Below are 19,790 nucleotides of genomic sequence, written 5' to 3' on the forward strand. Positions count from 1 at the left end.
GTATGTCCGTTGAAAATATAAAGATCGGTATGCTGGGTCTGGGTACGGTGGGCCGCGGAGTATACCGGATAATTACCGGCAACGGTGAAAACATAAAACGAAAAATCGGCGCCGGTCTGGAAATCAAAAAAATATTGGTACGCGACTTAAACAGAGACCGGGGAGTAGAATTGGATCAGCAACTGTTAACCGGTGAAATTAATGATATTATGGAAGACCCGGAAATAAAAATAGTAATTGAAGTGATGGGGGGAATAGAGCCTACCCTGGATTTTGTTCAGCAGGCTTTGCAAAATGGTAAAAGTGTAGTTACTGCCAATAAAGATATGATTGCTGTTTACGGCAAACAGCTTTTCGAGCTGGCCGAGGCCAACCGGGCCGACCTTCTGTTTGAGGCCAGCGTGGCCGGCGGTATTCCCATTATCAGGCCGTTAAAACAGTGCCTTGCCGCCAATCGCATTAACCAGGTGATTGGAATTATTAACGGTACCACCAATTATATGCTGACCAAAATGACCAAAGAAGGGTCTGATTTTGCAGAGGTGCTCAGAGAAGCACAGGACAAGGGCTATGCCGAGGCGAACCCGGCTTCCGATATAGAAGGCTATGATGCCGCCCGCAAGCTGGCCATACTTGCTTCTATTGCTTTTAACTCCAGAGTGGTGCTGGATGATGTTTATACGGAAGGTATTACCAAGATTACCGCTACCGATATATCTTACGCCGGTGAATTGAATTATACGGTTAAACTTTTGGGTATTGCCAAAGAAACTGAAGAAGGTGTGGAGGTAAGGGTTCATCCCACATTAATACCTGTTGATCACCCGCTTGCGGCCGTAAATGACGTTTTTAACGCTATCTTTGTATCCGGTGACGCAGTTGGCGATACCATGTTTTACGGCCGTGGGGCCGGTGAACTGCCCACCGCTAGCGCCGTTGTTTCAGATGCTATGGATGCGGCCCGTGATCTGCTGCGCAATGTGCCCGGAATAATCTCCTGTACCTGTTACGATGAAAAACCGGTTAAAGATATGGGACTGGTTGAAAGCAGATATTATATTCGCATCCAGGTTTCCGACAAGCCCGGGGTGCTGGCGTCTATTGCTTACGCCTTTAGTGATAAAGAAGTCAGCCTGGCCACGGTGCTCCAAAAACAAACCGATGCGGTAACAGCGGAAATCGTTTTAGTTACACACAAGGTCAGGGAGAAAAACATGCAAGAAGCTTTAGAAATTATCAAGCATTTATCTTCAGTTAAGGCAATTTCCAATGTGATTCGCGTGGAGGGTGATTAATTCCGTGATAAGAGTTCAGGTTCCGGCTACTACTGCTAACCTGGGACCGGGGTTCGATTGCCTGGGCATGGCCCTTGAGCTTTATAACGTGGTGGAGTTCAGCAAAATTCACCATGGCCTGGTTATAGAAATTGAGGGTGAAGGTTCCGGGGAATTACCCAGGGATCAAAAAAATTTAGTCTACCGCGCGGCCAGGCGGGTATTTGAAAAGACAGGATACGATCCCGGAGGGCTGAGGATCAAGCTTTCCAATAATATCCCCCTGGGCAGAGGTCTCGGCAGCAGCGCTTCCGCGGTTGTAGGTGGTATTATTGCTGCCGGCATGATGTCCGGAGCGTCTTTGAGCCGGCGCGAGATCCTGGGGCTGGCCTGCTCCATGGAAGGACATCCGGACAATGTTGCCCCGGCGATACTGGGCGGATTGGTTATTTACACCTCTGTTGACGGTGAAATCAACTGGCTGAAAATAGATTTGCCCGCCGGGTTAAAAGTTGTGGCAGCTGTTCCCGATTTTCCCGTCAATACCAGGGAAGCCAGGGAGAACCTGCCGCATATGGTTACGCTGCGTGATGCTGTTTTTAATATCAGCAGGGCCGCACTTTTGGTGGCGGCGTTGCAAAAAGGTGATTTTAACCTGCTGGGTACGGCTATGGACGATAGAATTCACCAGCCATATCGTTCCGGTCTGATCCCCGGGTATAAAAAAGTTGTTTCCGCGGCTAGGCTGGCAGGCGCCCGGGGCGTTGCCGTAAGCGGCGCCGGACCGACCATAATTGCGATGGCGGATGGCAACTATAAACTGATAGCGGAAGTTATGAAAGAAACTTTTAGGGAAAGCGGCGTTAGCGCCCGCTCGATTATACTGGATCCCAACCCGGTGGGGGCAAGGGCACTGGAAGTAATTTAAGGAGTGAAATATATGCTAATTGTACAAAAGTTTGGCGGCACATCGGTGGGAAACGCCGACAGAATTAAAAATGTGGCCAGACGGGTAGTCAATAAACAAAAAGAGGGCAATCAGATGGTAGTGGTTGTCTCGGCGATGGGAGACTCCACTGATGATTTGATTGAACTCTCCCGGCAAATTACGAGCAACCCCTCACCCAGGGAAATGGATATGCTGCTTTCCACGGGGGAACAGGTTTCCATAGCACTTCTGGCCATGGCCATTAAAAGCCTTGGGGTAGATGTAATTTCACTGACAGGGCCCCAGGCGGGCATAAAAACTGATCCGATTTACTCTAAAGCACGTATCATCGATGTTAACAATTCCCGCATGCTAAAAGAGCTTGAGGCTGGAAAAATAATTATCGTTGCCGGTTTTCAGGGACTCAATGAGTTTAATGATATTACCACCCTGGGGCGCGGGGGCTCCGACACCACAGCAGTTGTTCTGGCGGCCGCATTAAAGGCGGACCTTTGTGAAATTTTCACCGATGTTGACGGGGTTTATACCACCGACCCGAGGCTGGTTCCCGAAGCCAGTAAACTGGATTCCATCACCTATGATGAAATGCTTGAATTGGCGCATCTGGGGGCCGCTGTGCTGCATCCCCGGGCTGTTGAGTGCGCTAAGCTTTATAGTATACCACTGCACGTTAGAAGTAGTTTTAATAACAACCCCGGCACAATAGTCAAGGAGGAAAGTGACATGGAAAAAAGCATGTTCGTAACCGGAGTAACCTATAACAAAAATGTGGCCAAACTTGGTATTTTTGGTGTGCCTGACCAACCCGGCATTGCCTATATGATTTTTAAGATGCTGGCTGATAAAAATGTTAATGTGGATATGATTGTGCAAAGCTCCATGCGTGAAGGAATCAATGACATATCGTTTACCGTGGCCCAGGATGACCTGCGTAAAGCCCTGGAAACCATTGAGGAAATTATCAAAGTGGTCGGCGCCAAGGGTTATACCCACGACCCGCACGTGGCTATGGTTTCCGTGGTGGGGGCCGGTATGACCAGTAACCCGGGTGTTGCCGCCATGATGTTTGGCGCGCTGGCTGACGAAGGTATTAACATAGACATGATTGCCACTTCGGATATTAAGATTTCCTGCATTGTAACCAACAACAAAGCCGAAACCGCAATAAAAGTGCTGCACAAAAAGTTTGACCTGGAAAAAGCCTGCTGTAGCAAAAACTGCTGCGCGTAGGAGGAAAAGATGAAATATATAGTGGTGGTCGGAGACGGGATGGCTGATTATCCCCGTCCCGAACTGGATAACAAAACTCCGCTGCAGTATGCTGTAACGCCTAATATGGACCTTTTGGCGGCGCAGGGAAAAACGGGTATGGTTAAAACCGTGCCGAACGGTTTTCCGCCTGGCAGCGATGTGGCCAACCTTTCTGTTATGGGCTACGCGCCGGAAAAATATTATACCGGTCGTTCCCCTCTGGAGGCAGTCAGCATGGGAGTAGAATTGGCAGAGCAGGATGTGGCCTTTCGCTGCAACCTGATTACTCTTTCAGACGATGCCGGTTATGAGCAGAAAACAATGGTTGATTATAGCGCCGGTGAGATTACCAGTGAAGAGGCCGCTGAACTGATCGCAGCGGTTAATCAGGAATTGGGTGGCAGTGAAAGGCGCTTTTATCCCGGTATCAGCTATCGTCATCTGATGGTCTGGCAGGGAGGGCCGGTAAAAGTTGAACTGACCCCTCCGCATGACATTTCGGACCGGAGCGTGACTGATTATTTACCAAAGGGTGAGGGACAGGATATATTATTGGAGATAATGCGGAACAGCTACCTGCTATTGAAGGACCATCCGGTAAACCGTTCGCGTATTCAAAGGGGCCTGCGCCCGGCCAATTCGGTTTGGCTATGGGGACAGGGCAAAAAGCCATCGTTACCGCTGTTTAAGGAATTGTACGGGCTGCAAGGGGCAGTTATTTCCGCAGTCGATTTGATCATGGGTATAGGCATATGCGCTGGTCTTGAAATAATTAAAGTGCCAGGTGCCACCGGGAACATACATACTAATTTCCTGGGTAAAGCTGAAGTAGCATTAACCGCCCTTCGTGATGGAGCCGATTTTATCTACCTGCACGTTGAGGCGCCTGATGAAGCCGGGCACCAGGGTGAAACAGAGACCAAGGTAAAGGCTATAGAAGAAATTGATCGTTTGGTGCTGGCCACGCTGTTGAAAAGTCTGCCCGAATTTGGTGATTATAAAATTATGCTGCTTCCCGACCACCCGACGCCGCTTAGTATCAAAACCCACACAGCAGAGCCGGTTCCCTTTGCCTTAATGGACAGCAGGGGTAAAGGAGCTTCCGGTAGGACGTATGACGAGCAGACGGCGGCCGCGTCAGGCATTATGGTCGCAAACGGCCCCGCACTGATGAAATCATTTATCGCTTAGTAAGTAAACGGGGCAGACCCCGTAAGCCAGCATCTTTTGTAGGGGGATGCCCCCCTGCCCGCCCGATATGCTAGTCAAAAGGATAAAAAGATCGCAGCTGATTTCACGAAAGGGAGGAGCAACGTGGAAGAAAGTTTTAGCCGCAAACGCCCGAGTTTTGACACTTTCCGGGGATGGTTTATTGCGGAAGTTGAAAGACAGGCTCAAACCAAAATCGAAAATCCATTTATGAATTGGTATGATGTGGGCAGCGAAAAATTACGGGAGAATATTATTGACAGTTTTATGGAAATGTTGGAATCCCGTTTTGGATTTCAACCTGTTTTCCAAATCAAGCTAAGTATGCTGGATAGTTCCTTGGAAAGCGTAATTATTCAGATATTCCATGTTTTTTCAACTATGTTCCTGGTGGAACATATTAACGAAAAAACATACAAACAGAGGGAAAAACTAAAACATTAATTTTTTGCCCAAAATTTACTGCTTGGCCAGTTTAACGGAAGGCTTGTATAATAAAGCCGACAACTTGTGGTCAAGGAGGGAATGGCAAGAAAATTATGTTAAAGAGCTTAAAAGAGAAAATAATGGTTTTCCTATTGCTATCGTCCATGCTGGCTGTTTATCCGGCGGCGGCCGTGGCACAGGTCCATACCGTAAACAAAGGAGATACAGTTTATCTAATCAGCCAGTATTACGGTATTGACCAGTACGCGCTGCGTTACACTAACGGCCTGTGGTCCGATTATATTGAAGTAGGTCGGAAACTGAACATTCCAGCGAAGTACAGTGTTCAAAAAGGCGATACTTTATCGGCAATTGCAGCGAAATTCGGCACCAATTACACGAAGATCAAGGAAATCAACAAACTTAACAATACCAACATGATTTACCCGGGGCAACAATTATACATACCAGTGGCCGGGGGGAGTACAGTCCCTACAAATTTGCAACTACAAAACAGCGGCAGCATACAGGTCAGCAGGGGGGGAAGAGTAAGCATGGCTGATTTCGACGCCCTGGCCCGCATTATCACAGCCGAAGCCGATTCGGAATCCTATCAGACCCAGGTAGCGGTAGGCGCGGTGGTATTGAACCGGGTGGATAGCCCTGCTTTTCCGAATACCATCCGGGGTGTCATCTACCAGGTGGACGAAACCGGCAGATACCAGTTTGAACCGGTACTAAACGGCTGGATCAACAATCCGCCCAGCGATACTGCCAAAAAGGCCGCGATAGAAGCCCTAAACGGCTCTGATCCATCAAATGGCTCGCTGTATTTCTTTGAATCCTGGGTGACCAATAAATATTTAAAATCCCGCCCGGTAAACAAAATTATGGATTCTTTTACTTTCACCTATTAAATAAAAGTTCATAAAACTAAAACAAAAACCGCCCTCAGACAAACGCTCAGGGCGGTTTTTGTTATTTGTACTGAAAAAGAATACTCATCTATGATAATCCTGTTGCTAATGCCTTAATAATGTGATAAAATTTATAAGTGCCAAAACAAGGGGGGCTATAGCTCAGCGGGAGAGCGCTTGACTCACATTCAAGAGGCCACTGGTTCGAAACCAGTTAGCCCCACCACACAAAAAACCAGCGCGGATAAAGTTTCCAGCTGGTTTTTTATTATTTGGTTGGTTTAGTACAGCGTATGGACACACTAGATCAAGGTCAGGTTGATATTGGCAATCGTCTGGTTTCCTTGGAGAAAGGCCAGCGCAAGCTGCAGAAATATGTCAGCACCATTAAGAAAGATGTTAAAGCCGTGTGGGGCGATATAACCAGGTTGGATAACAACCGGTTAACTAAGCAAGAAGAAAAAACTAATATAAGATAAGAAATAGAAAGATATATCGAACTAATGCTTTAAAGACATACATATCCGTTATTTACTGCAGGCGCAATCTCAAACCGGTTTAACTGGGCGCACCACTCCAGATCCATATCCCTGCCCAGACCAATCAGTTTTTTACCGTGCCTGCCCTCATCTAACCCCTTCAGCGGGGCATTTATATAATAGCTGGCCAAATTGCACGCGGCAACAGAAAGATCATCCATCTGCGGCAAACTGTCCGCGATACCAATCAACTCCAATAAAACAAAACCCGCACCCAACAAATCTTCCAATGAGAATTTTCCCTCCGTGCCGGCACAAACCAAACAAATATCCCAACCGGTTTGCAGCGCCGCCCGGGCTACCGCCCCGGCATTCAGCAGAGAGCCAATGAATGTCTTGGCAGCATGCGTTGAGGCAATGCGAATTGCCTTCGTGCCATTTGAAGTAGTCAGTACAAGGCTGTCGTTGTCCCTGTTATTCCCGGGCCAAAATTCCAGCGGTGAATTGCCATGGGGAAACTCCGGGATCTTTTCTCCACCACGCTCGCCGGCCAGTGCAGCTTCAATGCGTCGGGCAAACTCTATTGCCTCTTCCGCCTCAACAACCGGATATACCTTTTGATAACCTGCCGCCAGCGCTGTTGTAATGGTGCTGGTAGCCCTTAAAACGTCAAACACAATAGCTGCGAAACCTTCGATTTCTCCGGGGTTGGCCTCTACGGCAACGGGTACCAGATTAACCAGCAAAGTTTTTCATTCCTTTCTGTACCGTATAAAATTTTTATTAAAGATAATATTAAATAATACCTATTGAATATCCGGCAATGACAGCATAAAAAACCATTTAAGCGTGGTGAGATAAAAATGCATAAAATAAATTGTTTTATGGAAGAGTGCCGGTTTAATTATAACATGAAATGCAATGCGCCAAAGGTGGCAATGAAGTTGGGCTGCAACCGGGACGCCGCAGAAAAGGCGATCTGCGAACAATTTCGGCCGGTGCCTTATTCTAATAGCATTTTAATGTAATACTACCTTTTCTTAATTGGACAGAGTATTAAAGTTGATAGATTTATAAAACATATATGTAAAAAGATGGCTACAACATAAGCTAAAGTAAAGCCCTATAATAACCGAATCTAGATATAGAGTGTTATTTAAATATTAATCAACATTTAAACTTTTACCGGACTGAAGGATATTAAAACTATATGTAGAAAAAAATAGTATTTTAGTGGTATTTTGATTGTAAAAATATTACGGGGTGATATTTTGAATAATGATAACACAACCCTGGTTATTACAGAAGACAAGCTAAAGGCATTATTAACAATAAGAGAAAAAGGAGACTTTGACCCGGAAGTAATTAAACATTTACTTAATGAAAAAGGGATTAAGCACGGTATTGATCAGGCTATGTTGCAACAAATCGCCCAAAACCCCAAACCCGGATCATATCTTATTGCCAGCGGCACCCCTCCCAAAGAAGGCCGGGACGGGTATATGCAATACCTTTTCAGCAGCGGAGCGTCTAAAGAATCAAAGGCGTCTTTGGCAGGCGAAAAAAAGATGGACGAAAAGAACATTGATTTCAGGGAAATTTTCAATGTACCTTCGGTAAGCGCAAAAACAGAACTGGCGATATATCATCCAATGGTAAAGGGTGAAGACGGGGTAACCGTAACAGGTCAGGCCATACCTGCCCGCAAGGTTTTTGAATTGGCGCTGCGAGCCGGTAAAAATGCCAAAATTTCTGATGATGATAAAAATATAATTGTCAGTACCGCCAGTGGGCGGCCATGGGTAAAAAAGGCGGGCAGGAACGTAACTGTTGGTATTGAAGCAGTTTACCAGCATGAAGGGGATGTCGATATCAAATCCGGCAACCTGCGGTTTAATGGTGATGTTATTATTAACGGCAATGTCAATGATAATATGATTGTAGATGTAGCCGGTAATTTAAGAATCTGGGGCTTTGTGTCAAGATCAAACATTAACGTCAGCGGCAAGCTGGAAGTAATGAAGGTTATAACAGCCAGCAAGGTAAATGTCGGCGGCGTTTCGGCCAATTTAGACGAAGTAGATAAAAGACTGCAGGAAATCAAAGAAACCATACTTAAACTCGAAAAAACAGCCAGGCAGTTTTTAACTACATTAAGAGAGAATAAAAAAACAGTCCAATATGGCCAAATAATCATGGCGTTGAGCGACAAAAAATTTCCGCACATGAAAAAACAGTTGGATGGGCTAATGGAACTGGTTAATAAAAATAAACAAAGCCTGCCTGAAGAAGTTAAAAACGCCGCTGCCGCCCTTAACCAATTGTGCGGTATTAAAGCGCTTGAAGTAACCGGTCTGGATAACATTAAGGAAAGCCTGGAAACGGCGATTAAATTTCTTAATGTGACGGACAATGGCCCCAGCGACATAATTGCCAACAGCATCTGGAATTCGGAAATAGCCGCGACGGGGAGCGTTAAATTATTAGGCCAGGGTACGTTTAATTCCAGGCTGGTCGCTTTAAATTCGGTGGAAATAAAAGGGGTAGCCAGAGGCGGCGAGATTATTTCCCGGGGTAATGTGATTATTAATGAAATTGGCGCGCCGATGGGTGTAAAAACACTGGTAAGAACTGATAAAGAAGGCATTATCAAGGCTAAGCTGTTATATAACGGTTCAGTGCTGCAAATCGGGAAAAGAATCCTTACCGCCAGGGAAGATTACAGCATGGTGGTTGCGCGGCTTACTGACGATAACGAGATTTCTTTATATTAATCAGTCAACTAATGCAGGCATAACCGGAGGAAATATATATGCAGAGACGGAGGAGCAGGCAAAGTAAGAACAATCATGAACGCTGGCTGATAACTTATTCGGACATGATCACCTTATTGTTAATTTTTTTTATCGTTATGTATTCTTTAAGCAAAGTTGATGTAGCCAGATTTAAAACCCTGGCGGAGTCACTGGCCGCGGTTTTCGGAGCGGGCGGCATGGTCATGGACAGCCCCGGGCCGGCGATTATACCGGGCAATGTGTCTAGCCAGGTTCAGGATGAGATAGAGAAAACCCAGCTAAACCAATTAAAAAACAAATTGGAGAACTATATTCAAGAAAACGGATTAACTGCCAAAGTTTCGGTTACCACGGAGGAGAGGGGTATTGTCCTTAGCTTCCAGGATGACGTGTTGTTTGAACTGGGCTCCGAGCAGCTTACTCCGCAGGCGGAGACAATATTGGACAAGGTTGCGCCTATTTTAATTGATACGCCCAATTATATTCGCGTTGAGGGTCATACAGATAATTTACCCATAAGAACCTCCAAGTTTCCCTCCAACTGGGAACTGTCATCTGCCAGGGCTACAAATGTCGTGCGCGAATTAATCACGACCCATAACTTTTCACCCCAAAAGTTGTCTGTGGCGGCGTATGGTGAATACAGACCGCGCGTTCCCAATACCAGTGACGAAAATCGCCAGCTGAACAGGCGGGTTAATCTGGTGATTTTAAGAAGCAAGTTTGCCGGCGCCGAACCTCAATCCACCGGTAAAGTCAGCGTACCAGGCGCGGAAAGCACTGCGCCAAATACTCAGGAGCCAGAAGTCAGGAGTCAGAATAATAACCCCTGATAAATTAAATTCTAAATTCTGACTCCTGACTCCTGAGTACTGAACATAAACTATACATAAAAAGGATGGTCATTAAATGGATTTTGCAACCATATTAGGGTTTGTTGTCGGTTTGGGGTCGTTGCTGGCGGGCTTTATCTGGGAAGGGGGCGAAGCCAGCGCGCTATTGGTGCCCAGTGCGGCATTAATTGTGCTTGGCGGCACCATAGGGGCAACTGCCATCAGTTATACCCCACAGGATCTGAAAGTAGTGCCGCAATTATTGATCAAGGCGCTTAGACATACGCCTTATGACACCGCCAAAGTAATTGAGGATATTGTGGGTATGGCAGAAGAAGCACGAAGGGAAGGTTTGCTGTACCTGGAGAATCACCTGACTGAGATTGAGGATCAATACCTGCGGAAAGGTATTCAATTGGTTATAGACGGCACCGATCCGGAATTGGTCAAAAATATTCTGGAGGTTGAAATTTATTCCGTTGAGGAACGGCATCATATCGGCAGCAGCATATTTGAGGCGGCCGGGGGATACGCCCCTACCATGGGCATTATCGGCACGGTTATGGGGTTGGTTCATGTTTTAGGCAATATTACCAGCCCCGAGGCTCTGGGACCATCCATTGCGGTTGCTTTTATGGCCACCCTTTACGGTATCGGCAGCGCCAACGTGTTTTGGCTTCCCCTGGGGGCCAAGCTTTCCAACATCAGCCAAAAAGAAATATTATTAAAGCAATTGATGATGGAAGGGATCATATCGCTGCAAGCCGGTTATAACCCTATTTTAATCAGGGAACGCCTGGTAGCCTACCTTAACCCTGCTAATCGCGGAAATATGGAAATCGAAGAAGGGGAAGAATGAACATAAAGTTTTTTGGGAGTCAGAAGTCAGGAGTCGGAATGAATTGGAATGAAATATAGAATAAAAAGCGGGAGGAGTATAAGTGAGTAATTTTGCCGAACAGTCAAAGGACCTGCAAGTAGTTGTATTTTCTTTAGACAATCAACTATTTGGTCTTGATATTACCCTTGTGTCGGAAATAATCAGACTGGAAAAAATAACGCCAATTCCCAATGCACCGGATTATGTTGAAGGAATAATCAACATCAGAGGCAATGTTATCCCCGTTATAAGTTTGCACAGCCTTTTTAACATAAATACTGAAGGCTGGAACGAAAACAGCCGGGTAATTATTGCCGAAACAGGCGATCTAAAATTTGGTATCATTGTTGAATCGGTCTATGAAGTGCGCAAAATAAGCCAGGAAGCTGTCAGGCCGGCGCCGGCCGCGGTTATTGCCGGTCAGGAGTACATTCAGGGAATCATTTTGGACGGCGATGATCTGATCGTACTTATCGAACTCGATAAACTGGTCTCCGGGCAGGATTTACAGGAAGTTAAATCAATCCTCTAAAAACAGCGGGGGTGAAGTAATGTTTAGCGATGCAGAAATTGCAATTTTCCAGGAAGAACTGGAAGAAAAACTTCAGATCATTAACGACAACATTTTGCTGCTGGAGCAGCAGCAGGTTACACCGGAGGTAATTCAGGAAATTTTCCGGGCTGCTCACACTATCAAAGGCTCATCTGCCGTAATGGGTTATGATAAAATGACGGAATTAACCCATAACATAGAAAGCCTGTTTGATGAGATACGCCACGACCGGCTAAACATAACCGGTGAATTAGTTGATGTTTTATTTGAGTCTATGGATACCTTGACCGAATTAAAAGAGGAAATAGTCGGAGGCGACGTTAAGCATATTGATATCGGGCCGGTTATGGAAAAATTAAAGCTGTTCCAGGGAGGCAATGACCAGGCGGCTGCCGCCGCGGCAACCGGCAGCACGGCTTCGACTCCCGGTTTCCCCGCGTCTGAAAGCAATACCCCGCAAAGTGCCGACTCAAATACAGCTGCTGAACCAACTGAATTAGATATAGAAATAGACAGCGTGGTGGAGGAAGTAATCACTGAAGCCGAACTGCGCGGCTTCAGGGGGTACGGATTAAAGATTATCTTTGAAGATGACTGCCAGATGAAAGAGGTCCGGGCATTTTTATTGTTTGAAACCCTGGAACAGGCCGGGGAAATAATAAAAACACTGCCGCCTGCCGAGGACATCCAGAACGGCCATTTTGACCAGAGTATCGATATGGTTATCATCAGCCAGTCGGACCCCGACCAGATAAAAAATATGGCCCTTTCGGTGGCAGAGATAAAAGATGTGTTTATCAAACAGTTGGAAAACGGTGCTGCTTTCAAAGAGGAAGTCAGCTACGAATATCAATTGGAACATAAAACCGGCGCAGCCAATTTAAAATTGGCCGGACGTCCTAATGTTCCGGAGAAGACGCAGAACGGTAATGCTGAAACATCGGAAAAGAAAACCATCAAAACGGTCCGGGTTGATGTAGAAAAGCTGGATACATTGATGAACCTGGTGGGTGAACTGGTTATCGACCGCACCAGGCTGGACCGGTTTGTCGATGTGTTTGAGAATAGATACGGCACCGGTGACCTGGTTGACGACATCTCGGACATATCCACTCACCTGGGACAGGTAAGCACTGACCTGCAGCATGAAATTATGAAAGCAAGGATGCTGCCCGTGGCGCAGGTTTTCAACCGTTTTCCAAGAATGGTCCGCGATATTGCCCACAAACTGGGCAAAGAAGTGGAGTTTATCATCGAAGGCAAGGAAACGGAACTGGACCGCAATGTTATTGAGGTTATCGGCGACCCGTTAATTCACCTCCTCAGGAACTCAATTGATCACGGGATCGAGGAACCGGCGGAAAGACTGAAAAAAGGCAAGCCGGCCCGTGGCTTGCTGCAATTAAAAGCTTCATATGTAGAAAGCCACATTGTCATTACCGTAGAAGACGACGGCCAGGGCATAAATGTGGAAAAACTAAAAAATAAAGCATTGCGTAACGGAGTAATCACCCGGGAGCAATATGACCGGATGAGTAACCGTGAGGCTATGGACCTGATTTTTATGTCCGGTTTTTCAACAGTTGATGAGAATAAAGTGAGCGATATTTCCGGGAGAGGCGTGGGCATGGATATCGTGCGCACCCAGATTGAGAATATCAATGGAACGGTGGAATACACCACCACTCCCGGCCAGGGCACCAGCTTTGCCATTAAACTGCCTTTGACCCTGGCGATTATCCGGGCGCTGATGGTGGAAAGCGGCGCCAGGGCTTACGCGTTCCCGCTGACTTACGTCGTGGAAACTCTAAATGTAAACAGCAGGGATATTAAAAACATCCGGCATTCCGAGGTTATCGTGGTGCGCGGGCAAGTGTACCAGTTAAAGCGGCTGGGTGATATTTTCAGTCATAGTTCCGGTGATCAAATTGACCAAAAAATCTATGTGGTTATCGTGGGCAGCGGCCAGCGCAAGCTTGGTGTCGTGGTGGATAAACTGATTGGCGAGCAGGAAATAGTAATTAAATCCCTGGGAGATTACCTGGGGCAGGTGGAAGGTCTCTCCGGGGCGGCCATTCTTGGTGACGGCAACGTTTCACTGATTGTTGACGTTCGGGGCCTGCTGCGCCATGTCGGAGCCGAGGAGGCCCTCTCATATGCTGCGTCAAATTAAGGTACTGGTAGTTGACGACTCGGCGCTGATGCGCCGTATTGTCAGCCGGCTGCTGGAAATGCAGGCCGACATAAAGGTTGTGGATACCGCTGTCGATGGCGAGGACGCGATAAAAAAGGTTAAGCTGCACCGGCCCGACGTGGTTACCATGGACGTGGAAATGCCCGGCTTAAACGGTGTTGCAACCGTTAGAAGGCTGATGCAGCAGTGTCCCGTGCCGGTGATTATGCTCAGCGCCCACACCATGGAAGGAACAAGTGTAACCATGGAGGCGCTGGCTGCCGGCGCAGTGGATTTTGTCCCCAAGCCAACCAAAGCCGGCGGCGTAGAAAAAATGGTTGCTGATTTAACCAGAAAAATCAGAGTGGCCAGACGGGCGTCAATTGGCCGGTGCCAGGCTGCACCGGCTCCAAGCCGGGTCATAGATTATAAACCTAAACCGCAAACAGCGGCAGCAGTGGTGGCCGCTGCCGCTGAAAAAGCGCCCTACGCCAAAATTGACCTGGTTGTGGTGGGCTCCTCCACCGGCGGCCCCGCCGCCCTGCAGAATTTACTGCCTGCGCTGCCCGCCAATTTTCCCTGCGGGATAATTGTTGTTCAGCACATCCCCGTAGGCTTTAGCGGCCCCATGTCCGAGCATTTAAACCGCAAGTGTAAAATGGAGGTAAAGCACGCCGAGCATGGAGACAGGGTCACGCCGGGCCGGGTGCTGGTGGCCCCGGCCGGCTACGACTTGTATTTGCGCAAATACGGCGACAGGCTCAGCGTGGCGTTGGATAAAGGAAATAAACCGGTTCCCCCCGGAGGCTTTCGCCCGTCCGTGGATGTAGTGATGAACTCCGCCGCCGAGGTGGCGGGAAACAACACCCTGGCTGTATTGCTCACGGGAATGGGCCGCGACGGGGCCCGGGGCATGCTGGCCATCCGCCGGCGCGGCGGCCGCACCATCGCCCAGGATGAAAGCACCTGCGTAGTATACGGCATGCCCAAGGCCGCCGCCGACCTGGGCGCCGCCGAAAAAATTCTCCCCCTGCACCAAATAGCCGCCGAAATAATCAAGCTGGTTTAATCTTATAAACAAAAACTACTCAAGTTACTAAAAAAACTGCCGATACTATCAATATACATACAAAAGCAATGGGGCGGTGTTCGCCATGAAGATCAATCCTACCGAACGCAACATTATCGACGCCTATAAAGCGCAAAGCCAAAACAATAACGCCGCGGCAAAAAAACAAATCAACCCCCGGCACGACCGGACGGAAATATCCACCAAAGCCCAGGAAATTATCAATTTGCGGGCCCAACTAAAAGCAATGCCCGACATCAGGCAGGACCGGGTGGACGAAATCAAAGCACAGATTGCAGACGGCACCTACCAGCCGTGTGCGGAAAAAATTGCCGGGGGCCTGATCCGGGAAAGAAACGACCAAAATTAGATGCGGGGAGAAATTAAACGATGCAGCTTTATTGTGACCTTGAGCAAACGATGCAGCAGCAATATGAGCTGGCAGCGCTGCTATTGGAAGAAACCCGGAAACAAAACCGGGCCCTGCGGAAAAACGATTTGGCGGCAATTAACGCCTGCGCCGCCGCTTTGGAGCAACTGGGCTTAAAAATGAGCGAAATAGATAAAAACAGGGAAAAAATAACCGGCCAACTGACGGAGCGGCTTAACCTGCCGCCGGATGCCAAACTGACCGCAATAGCCGCCCGGGCTCCTGAAGACTTATCCCTCCGCCTGTTGCATTTAAGACGGGAAATCCGCCGCAGCCTGGAGGAATTAAAGGAACAGGTGGAATTCAACAGCCTGCTGACCCGCAACGCCCTGCGTTTTAATAATACGGTGCTGGGTATTTTCCGGCAAGCCGCCGGCGCCACCTATGGCAACAGCGGCCAGGTTAAAGACGGCGCAGGCTTCGCAGCGTCATTTAACAAATCCGTTTAGTTGTTAGTTACTGGTTGGTAAGGAACTAGTAGCTAGCAATCTAGATACTTAATACCCTAACCAACTAACCCCTAACCAACTAACCAACTACCAAAAGCGAGGTAAGATAAAATGCCCAGCACCTTTTTAGGCCTAGAAACAGCCCGGCGCGGTTTGCAGGCAAGCCAGGTGTCCCTGGAAACCACCGGGCACAATATCGCTAACGTCAACACCCCGGGATATTCACGCCAGAATGCGGTTCTTGTTGCCAGCACCCCTTATGCCAACCCTACTATGTCGAGCAAATTGACGCCCGGCCAATTGGGCACCGGCGTGGAAGTAAATGAGATCAGGCGCATTCGCAATGAATATCTGGACACCCAGGCCAGGGACAGTACATCCTCATGGGGATACTGGCAAGTCCAGGAGGATATATTTGCCAGAGTGGAAGCTGTTTTTACGGAGCCCGGAACAACGGGCGTCGGAGATACGCTGACCAGCTTTTTTAAAGCCTGGCAGGATTTGAACAACAACCCTCAGGACCCCGGCGTCAAGGCTGCTGTGGCCGAAATCGGCGACCAATTGGCCAATATGTTTAGAGAAGAGTATCAGCAGCTGACCATTGTTCGTGAAAGCGCGGTTAGCCAGCTGGATTCCCAGGTTAATACGGTTAACGACTTACTGGCTCAAATTCGGGACGTTACCGGGGCAATCACCAAAGTTTACGAACAAGGCAACCAGCCCAATGATCTGCTGGATAAAAGAGACTATTTGATTGACCAGCTGGCCGGCTTCGGGGAGGTTTCCGTTGAAAACATCACCCAAAACGGGAAACCGACCGGCGAAATGAGGCTGCTTTTTAATAATATAGATGTAATGTCAACAACAGATAAATTTTTCTTAAAAGAAGAGGATGATACTGTAGCAATAACTTTTGGGGCCAACGCAGATAACTCCGAATTAGTTTATCTTAATCAAGGCAAGGGTAGTTTGGACGGCATTAATCAAGTATTGGGCAATATTGACAGCTACCTGGGGCAGCTGGTTAAATTGACCGATTCTTTAAGCCGGGTCATTAATCAAGCCCTCAACGAGGGCAGAGCAGAAGCGGACTACATTGATTTTTTCCAGGGCAGTCTTGCCAGCACTAATCCCGATGACCGGTTTAGGGTAAATCCGGATATATTGGCCAATCCCGCCGGAAGTGATGCGGCCGGCAACTTGCTGATTGACGGCACCAAGGCTATTGACGTGGCCAGGCTGTACAGCACGGGAATTGATGAGCTCGACGGCGCCACATTTAATGAATTTTACAACGCCTTACTGTCCGATGTCGGAGCCGATTACAGCAGGTTTATGGACATGGCCGAAAATCAAAGCGCCATTAACGAGCAGCTTGAATCATTGCGGCAGTCCGTGGCCGGGGTAAACATGGATGAAGAACTTTCGCTGATGCTCCAGTATCAATACGGCTACCAGGCATCGTCCAGAGTTATGACAACCCTGGATGCATTGTTGGATCACCTGATCAACCGGACTGCGGTTTAGCTGACAGTATAAAAAAGTTTTAGAACCCCGGGAGGGAAGATACATATGCGTATCACCAACGGCATTATTGCTAAAAATACCCAAAACTACATTCAAAGGAGCATGCAAAAGCTTGCCCGGACCCAGGAAATGTCTTCCACTACCAAGAAAATTATCAGGCTCAGCGATGATCCCAATTCGCTCAGCCAATTGTTGAACATCAGAAGCACCGTAGCTATGAACGAACAATATATGCGCAATATCAAGGACGGGCTCAGCTACCTGGACGCGGCCGATACGGCATTGGGCACGGCCGGCAGCCTGCTCCAAAGAATCCTTGAGTATGATGTTCAAGGTTCCAACGGAACACTGGATGAAAATGACATGGCGGCAATCGGCGAACAAATAGACAAAATGATCGACGAGCTGGTGGATATCGCCAATACCACTGTCGGCGGCAAATATATTTTTGCGGGAACTAAAAATAACCGTCCACCGTTTGAACGTGTGGACGACACCATCATCTATTCGGGCAACCTCGATAGTGTGAACAGGGAAATACTTGATCAGGCCAATTACGCCATCAACGTTACGGGGTTTGATCATGTCATTGATCTATATGCTCCTCGTGACGGGGGCGCCGGCATTAAGAGTGATGTACTGGATGCCGATGGCAACGTAGTCACTCCTGGTGAAACAGTTGCCCACGGTGACGGAGAGCTGGTAATAACCGCCGGTGACAAGGAATATAGGGTAAGTACATATAAATCCGATGGCAGCCCCAAAACCTACCAGGAAATCGCAGATGAAATTACAGATTTGGGTGACGGCCTGGCTGTTGAATACGAAGCCGGAAAAAAATTTATTATCTACAGCAATTCTGGGACGCTAAGAGTTGCGGAATCAGCCGACGGGGTCTTGGGCAGCTCGACAGATTATTCCGCACATCCCGAAAGCGCCGATCCAGGAATGTTTGGCTGTGTTGATGAAGAAACCGGGACGGTATACGGCGGGGTATTTCAAGCTCTCTTTGACCTCAGGGATAATTTAAATAATGGCATAACCAGTGTATATGGTGACGACGGCGAACTGTCGGGCGGTGTGGAATATTCCATAGGTGAGGTTTACGATCAAATCGATCATTTATTAAAATTCAGAGTTCAGGTTGGCGCACGCACACAGCACTTTGAATCGGTGCAGGACCAGCTGGAAGACCAGGAAGTGCTGTTAAATCAGGTTATGAGCAACCTGGAAGATGTTGATTTGGCCAAAGTAACCATAGACTTGGCCCAGAATCAGCTTGCCTATAACGCTTCCCTGGCTTCCGGCTCGCAAATACTCCAAGTTTCCTTGCTCAATTTTTTAAAGTAGGCTGTGATTAGGAAATAAATTCTGATATGAGGGGTGCAGCCAGTGAAAATTGGTGCCGGCGGGTTACAATCCCAGATAATTGAAGACGCTGTAAAAATTCGCGATGTCGACCCGGTGCGCAATAAACCAGGCCATGACGACGCATTGGCGGCAAACCTCATTGCAGGGCAAAAAAAAGCCAAGGAACAGGTTACCAAGCGGCCTGTTGATAAAACCATGCAGAACAGCAAAGTCTATAATCAAAAAGTCAGCCGGCGCGAGGAACAGCAAAATCAAAAGCATGGAGAAAATCAGGAGCAGCAGAAGCAACGTAAAGCAAAAAAAGTTGATCTATACATATAGGATATAATATGCGTCCGGGTGGCCACAGGGTCACCTTAATTTTATTATGCTTATCCTGTCAATGAAAGAGCAAGAGGGGAATCAAAATGATGAGAGTCAACACCACGCGTTTTGGTGAGCTGGAAATAGACAGCAATAAAATAATCGCATTTCCCAAAGGCATTCCGGGCTTCGAAAATTTGCGCCGGTTCTTTATCCTACCCGTGGCGGGCACGGAGGATATTCACTGGCTGCAAGCGGCAGAGGCGCCGGAAGTGGCCTTAATGGTGATTGACCCGTTTAAATTCTTTAAAGACTATACCTGTGACATACCGGAAAACGATATCGAGGAGCTGGAACTGACATCTCCCGAGAAACCCCTGGTGTTAACAACTATTACCGTACCCGGGGGCAACCCCGCCGGGGCCACCGCCAATTTGGTCGCCCCCATTATAATTAATACCGAGCAAAATCGCGCCAAACAGGTAATTATGTCCGGCTCGCCTTACACAACAAAACATCAATTGTTTGGCCAAAAAACATCTGGCGGGGAGGGAAAATAATGCTGGTGCTGACCCGTAAAAAGAAGCAGAGTATAATGCTGGGCGACGATATCCGGATAACGGTATTGGAAATCAAGCAGGATTCCGTCAGCATCGGCATTCATGCTCCCCGGGATATTACAATCTTGCGTGCGGAACTTTATGAAGCGGTTCAGAGAGAAAATATTGATGCTATAACCAACAACGTTGAATCAATTGAGCTTTTGTCAAATTTATTTAAGAAGATATAGACTTTGGCGCTAAAGTATCGGAAAAAAATACCGATTAAAAGAAATAGGATGTGAAAAATCCTTGGGGTGGCCACCCTGGAATTTAAATGCATGGATGCAAAATAACTTTCAA

General features: G+C 47.6%; 21 protein-coding genes and 1 tRNA gene. 21 read left to right on the forward strand and 1 reads right to left on the reverse strand.

Translation table 11 applies throughout. From position 1 onward, the window contains the following. Nucleotides 1-2 precede the first annotated feature (2 nt). From BM056_RS00800 to BM056_RS00835, 8 genes are all read left to right on the forward strand, one after another. Nucleotides 3-1,295 (forward strand): homoserine dehydrogenase, encoded by a 1,293-nt coding sequence (locus BM056_RS00800; protein ID WP_092467747.1) that lies wholly within the window; start codon nt 3-5, stop codon nt 1,293-1,295. Nucleotides 1,296-1,299: 4 nt separating this feature from the next. Further along, nucleotides 1,300-2,202 (forward strand): homoserine kinase, encoded by a 903-nt coding sequence (gene thrB, locus BM056_RS00805; RefSeq protein WP_092467749.1) that lies wholly within the window; start codon nt 1,300-1,302, stop codon nt 2,200-2,202. A 12-nt stretch (nt 2,203-2,214) separates the two neighbouring features. Continuing rightward, nucleotides 2,215-3,453: an aspartate kinase gene (locus BM056_RS00810; RefSeq protein WP_092467751.1), complete on the forward strand. Its 1,239-nt coding sequence runs from the start codon at nt 2,215-2,217 to the stop codon at nt 3,451-3,453. 9 nt (nt 3,454-3,462) lie between these two features. Beyond that, nucleotides 3,463-4,665 carry a cofactor-independent phosphoglycerate mutase gene (locus BM056_RS00815; protein ID WP_092467753.1) on the forward strand — a complete coding sequence of 401 codons (1,203 nt, stop codon included), beginning with the start codon at nt 3,463-3,465 and terminating at the stop codon, nt 4,663-4,665. Between the two features lie 123 nt (nt 4,666-4,788). Continuing rightward, on the forward strand, nt 4,789-5,127 hold the full coding sequence (locus BM056_RS00820) for a hypothetical protein (protein ID WP_092467755.1): 339 nt from the start codon (nt 4,789-4,791) through the stop codon (nt 5,125-5,127). 122 nt (nt 5,128-5,249) lie between these two features. Next, nucleotides 5,250-6,026, forward strand: coding sequence for a LysM peptidoglycan-binding domain-containing protein (locus BM056_RS00825; protein ID WP_238456257.1), 777 nt, complete (start codon nt 5,250-5,252; stop codon nt 6,024-6,026). Nucleotides 6,027-6,177: 151 nt separating this feature from the next. Continuing rightward, a tRNA-Val gene (locus tag BM056_RS00830) sits at nt 6,178-6,252 on the forward strand. 67 nt (nt 6,253-6,319) lie between these two features. After that, nucleotides 6,320-6,505: a hypothetical protein gene (locus BM056_RS00835; RefSeq protein WP_131820697.1), complete on the forward strand. Its 186-nt coding sequence runs from the start codon at nt 6,320-6,322 to the stop codon at nt 6,503-6,505. A gap of 29 nt (nt 6,506-6,534) precedes the next feature. On the opposite strand, the gene BM056_RS00840 is transcribed toward BM056_RS00835, so the two are convergent. Then, a complete protein-coding gene (locus tag BM056_RS00840) occupies nt 6,535-7,251 on the reverse strand; it encodes a 2-phosphosulfolactate phosphatase (RefSeq protein ID WP_092467761.1) in 717 nt (238 codons plus the stop codon). A gap of 525 nt (nt 7,252-7,776) precedes the next feature. On the opposite strand from BM056_RS00840, the gene BM056_RS00845 reads away from it, so the two are divergent. From BM056_RS00845 to csrA, 13 genes are all read left to right on the forward strand, one after another. Then, on the forward strand, nt 7,777-9,279 hold the full coding sequence (locus tag BM056_RS00845) for a flagellar assembly protein A (protein WP_165613312.1): 1,503 nt from the start codon (nt 7,777-7,779) through the stop codon (nt 9,277-9,279). Between the two features lie 38 nt (nt 9,280-9,317). Beyond that, complete coding sequence (locus tag BM056_RS00850) at nt 9,318-10,133, forward strand: flagellar motor protein MotB (RefSeq protein WP_092467765.1); 816 nt, start codon at nt 9,318-9,320, stop codon at nt 10,131-10,133. A 76-nt stretch (nt 10,134-10,209) separates the two neighbouring features. Next, complete coding sequence (locus tag BM056_RS00855; RefSeq protein ID WP_092467767.1) at nt 10,210-10,992, forward strand: flagellar motor protein; 783 nt, start codon at nt 10,210-10,212, stop codon at nt 10,990-10,992. An 82-nt stretch (nt 10,993-11,074) separates the two neighbouring features. Beyond that, nucleotides 11,075-11,545 (forward strand): chemotaxis protein CheW, encoded by a 471-nt coding sequence (locus BM056_RS00860; protein WP_092467769.1) that lies wholly within the window; start codon nt 11,075-11,077, stop codon nt 11,543-11,545. Nucleotides 11,546-11,564: 19 nt separating this feature from the next. Next, nucleotides 11,565-13,739 carry a chemotaxis protein CheA gene (locus BM056_RS00865; RefSeq protein WP_092467771.1) on the forward strand — a complete coding sequence of 725 codons (2,175 nt, stop codon included), beginning with the start codon at nt 11,565-11,567 and terminating at the stop codon, nt 13,737-13,739. Further along, nucleotides 13,723-14,808 (forward strand): protein-glutamate methylesterase/protein-glutamine glutaminase, encoded by a 1,086-nt coding sequence (locus tag BM056_RS00870; RefSeq protein WP_092467773.1) that lies wholly within the window; start codon nt 13,723-13,725, stop codon nt 14,806-14,808. Before BM056_RS00865 ends, BM056_RS00870 begins: the two co-directional genes overlap by 17 nt. Nucleotides 14,809-14,893: 85 nt before the next feature. Beyond that, on the forward strand, nt 14,894-15,178 hold the full coding sequence (gene flgM / locus BM056_RS00875; protein ID WP_092467775.1) for a flagellar biosynthesis anti-sigma factor FlgM: 285 nt from the start codon (nt 14,894-14,896) through the stop codon (nt 15,176-15,178). Between the two features lie 20 nt (nt 15,179-15,198). Next, nucleotides 15,199-15,687, forward strand: coding sequence for a flagellar protein FlgN (locus BM056_RS00880; protein ID WP_092467777.1), 489 nt, complete (start codon nt 15,199-15,201; stop codon nt 15,685-15,687). 111 nt (nt 15,688-15,798) lie between these two features. After that, the gene (gene flgK / locus BM056_RS00885; RefSeq protein ID WP_092467779.1) at nt 15,799-17,214 is read left to right on the forward strand and encodes a flagellar hook-associated protein FlgK; all 1,416 of its coding nucleotides are present in this window, start codon (nt 15,799-15,801) and stop codon (nt 17,212-17,214) included. Nucleotides 17,215-17,259: 45 nt separating this feature from the next. Further along, nucleotides 17,260-18,564: a flagellar hook-associated protein FlgL gene (gene flgL, locus BM056_RS00890; RefSeq protein ID WP_092467781.1), complete on the forward strand. Its 1,305-nt coding sequence runs from the start codon at nt 17,260-17,262 to the stop codon at nt 18,562-18,564. 42 nt (nt 18,565-18,606) lie between these two features. Then, the gene (locus tag BM056_RS00895; protein WP_092467783.1) at nt 18,607-18,906 is read left to right on the forward strand and encodes a hypothetical protein; all 300 of its coding nucleotides are present in this window, start codon (nt 18,607-18,609) and stop codon (nt 18,904-18,906) included. Nucleotides 18,907-18,992: 86 nt separating this feature from the next. Beyond that, entirely contained in the window at nt 18,993-19,448 is a 456-nt protein-coding gene (gene fliW, locus BM056_RS00900) for a flagellar assembly protein FliW (RefSeq protein ID WP_238456258.1), read from the forward strand. After that, a complete protein-coding gene (csrA, locus tag BM056_RS00905) occupies nt 19,448-19,678 on the forward strand; it encodes a carbon storage regulator CsrA (protein ID WP_092467785.1) in 231 nt (76 codons plus the stop codon). Before fliW ends, csrA begins: the two co-directional genes overlap by 1 nt. The last annotated feature ends 112 nt before the right edge of the window (nt 19,679-19,790 follow it).

The organism is Desulfotruncus arcticus DSM 17038, assembly GCF_900113335.1.
Taxonomy (GTDB): domain Bacteria; phylum Bacillota; class Desulfotomaculia; order Desulfotomaculales; family Desulfallaceae; genus Desulfotruncus; species Desulfotruncus arcticus.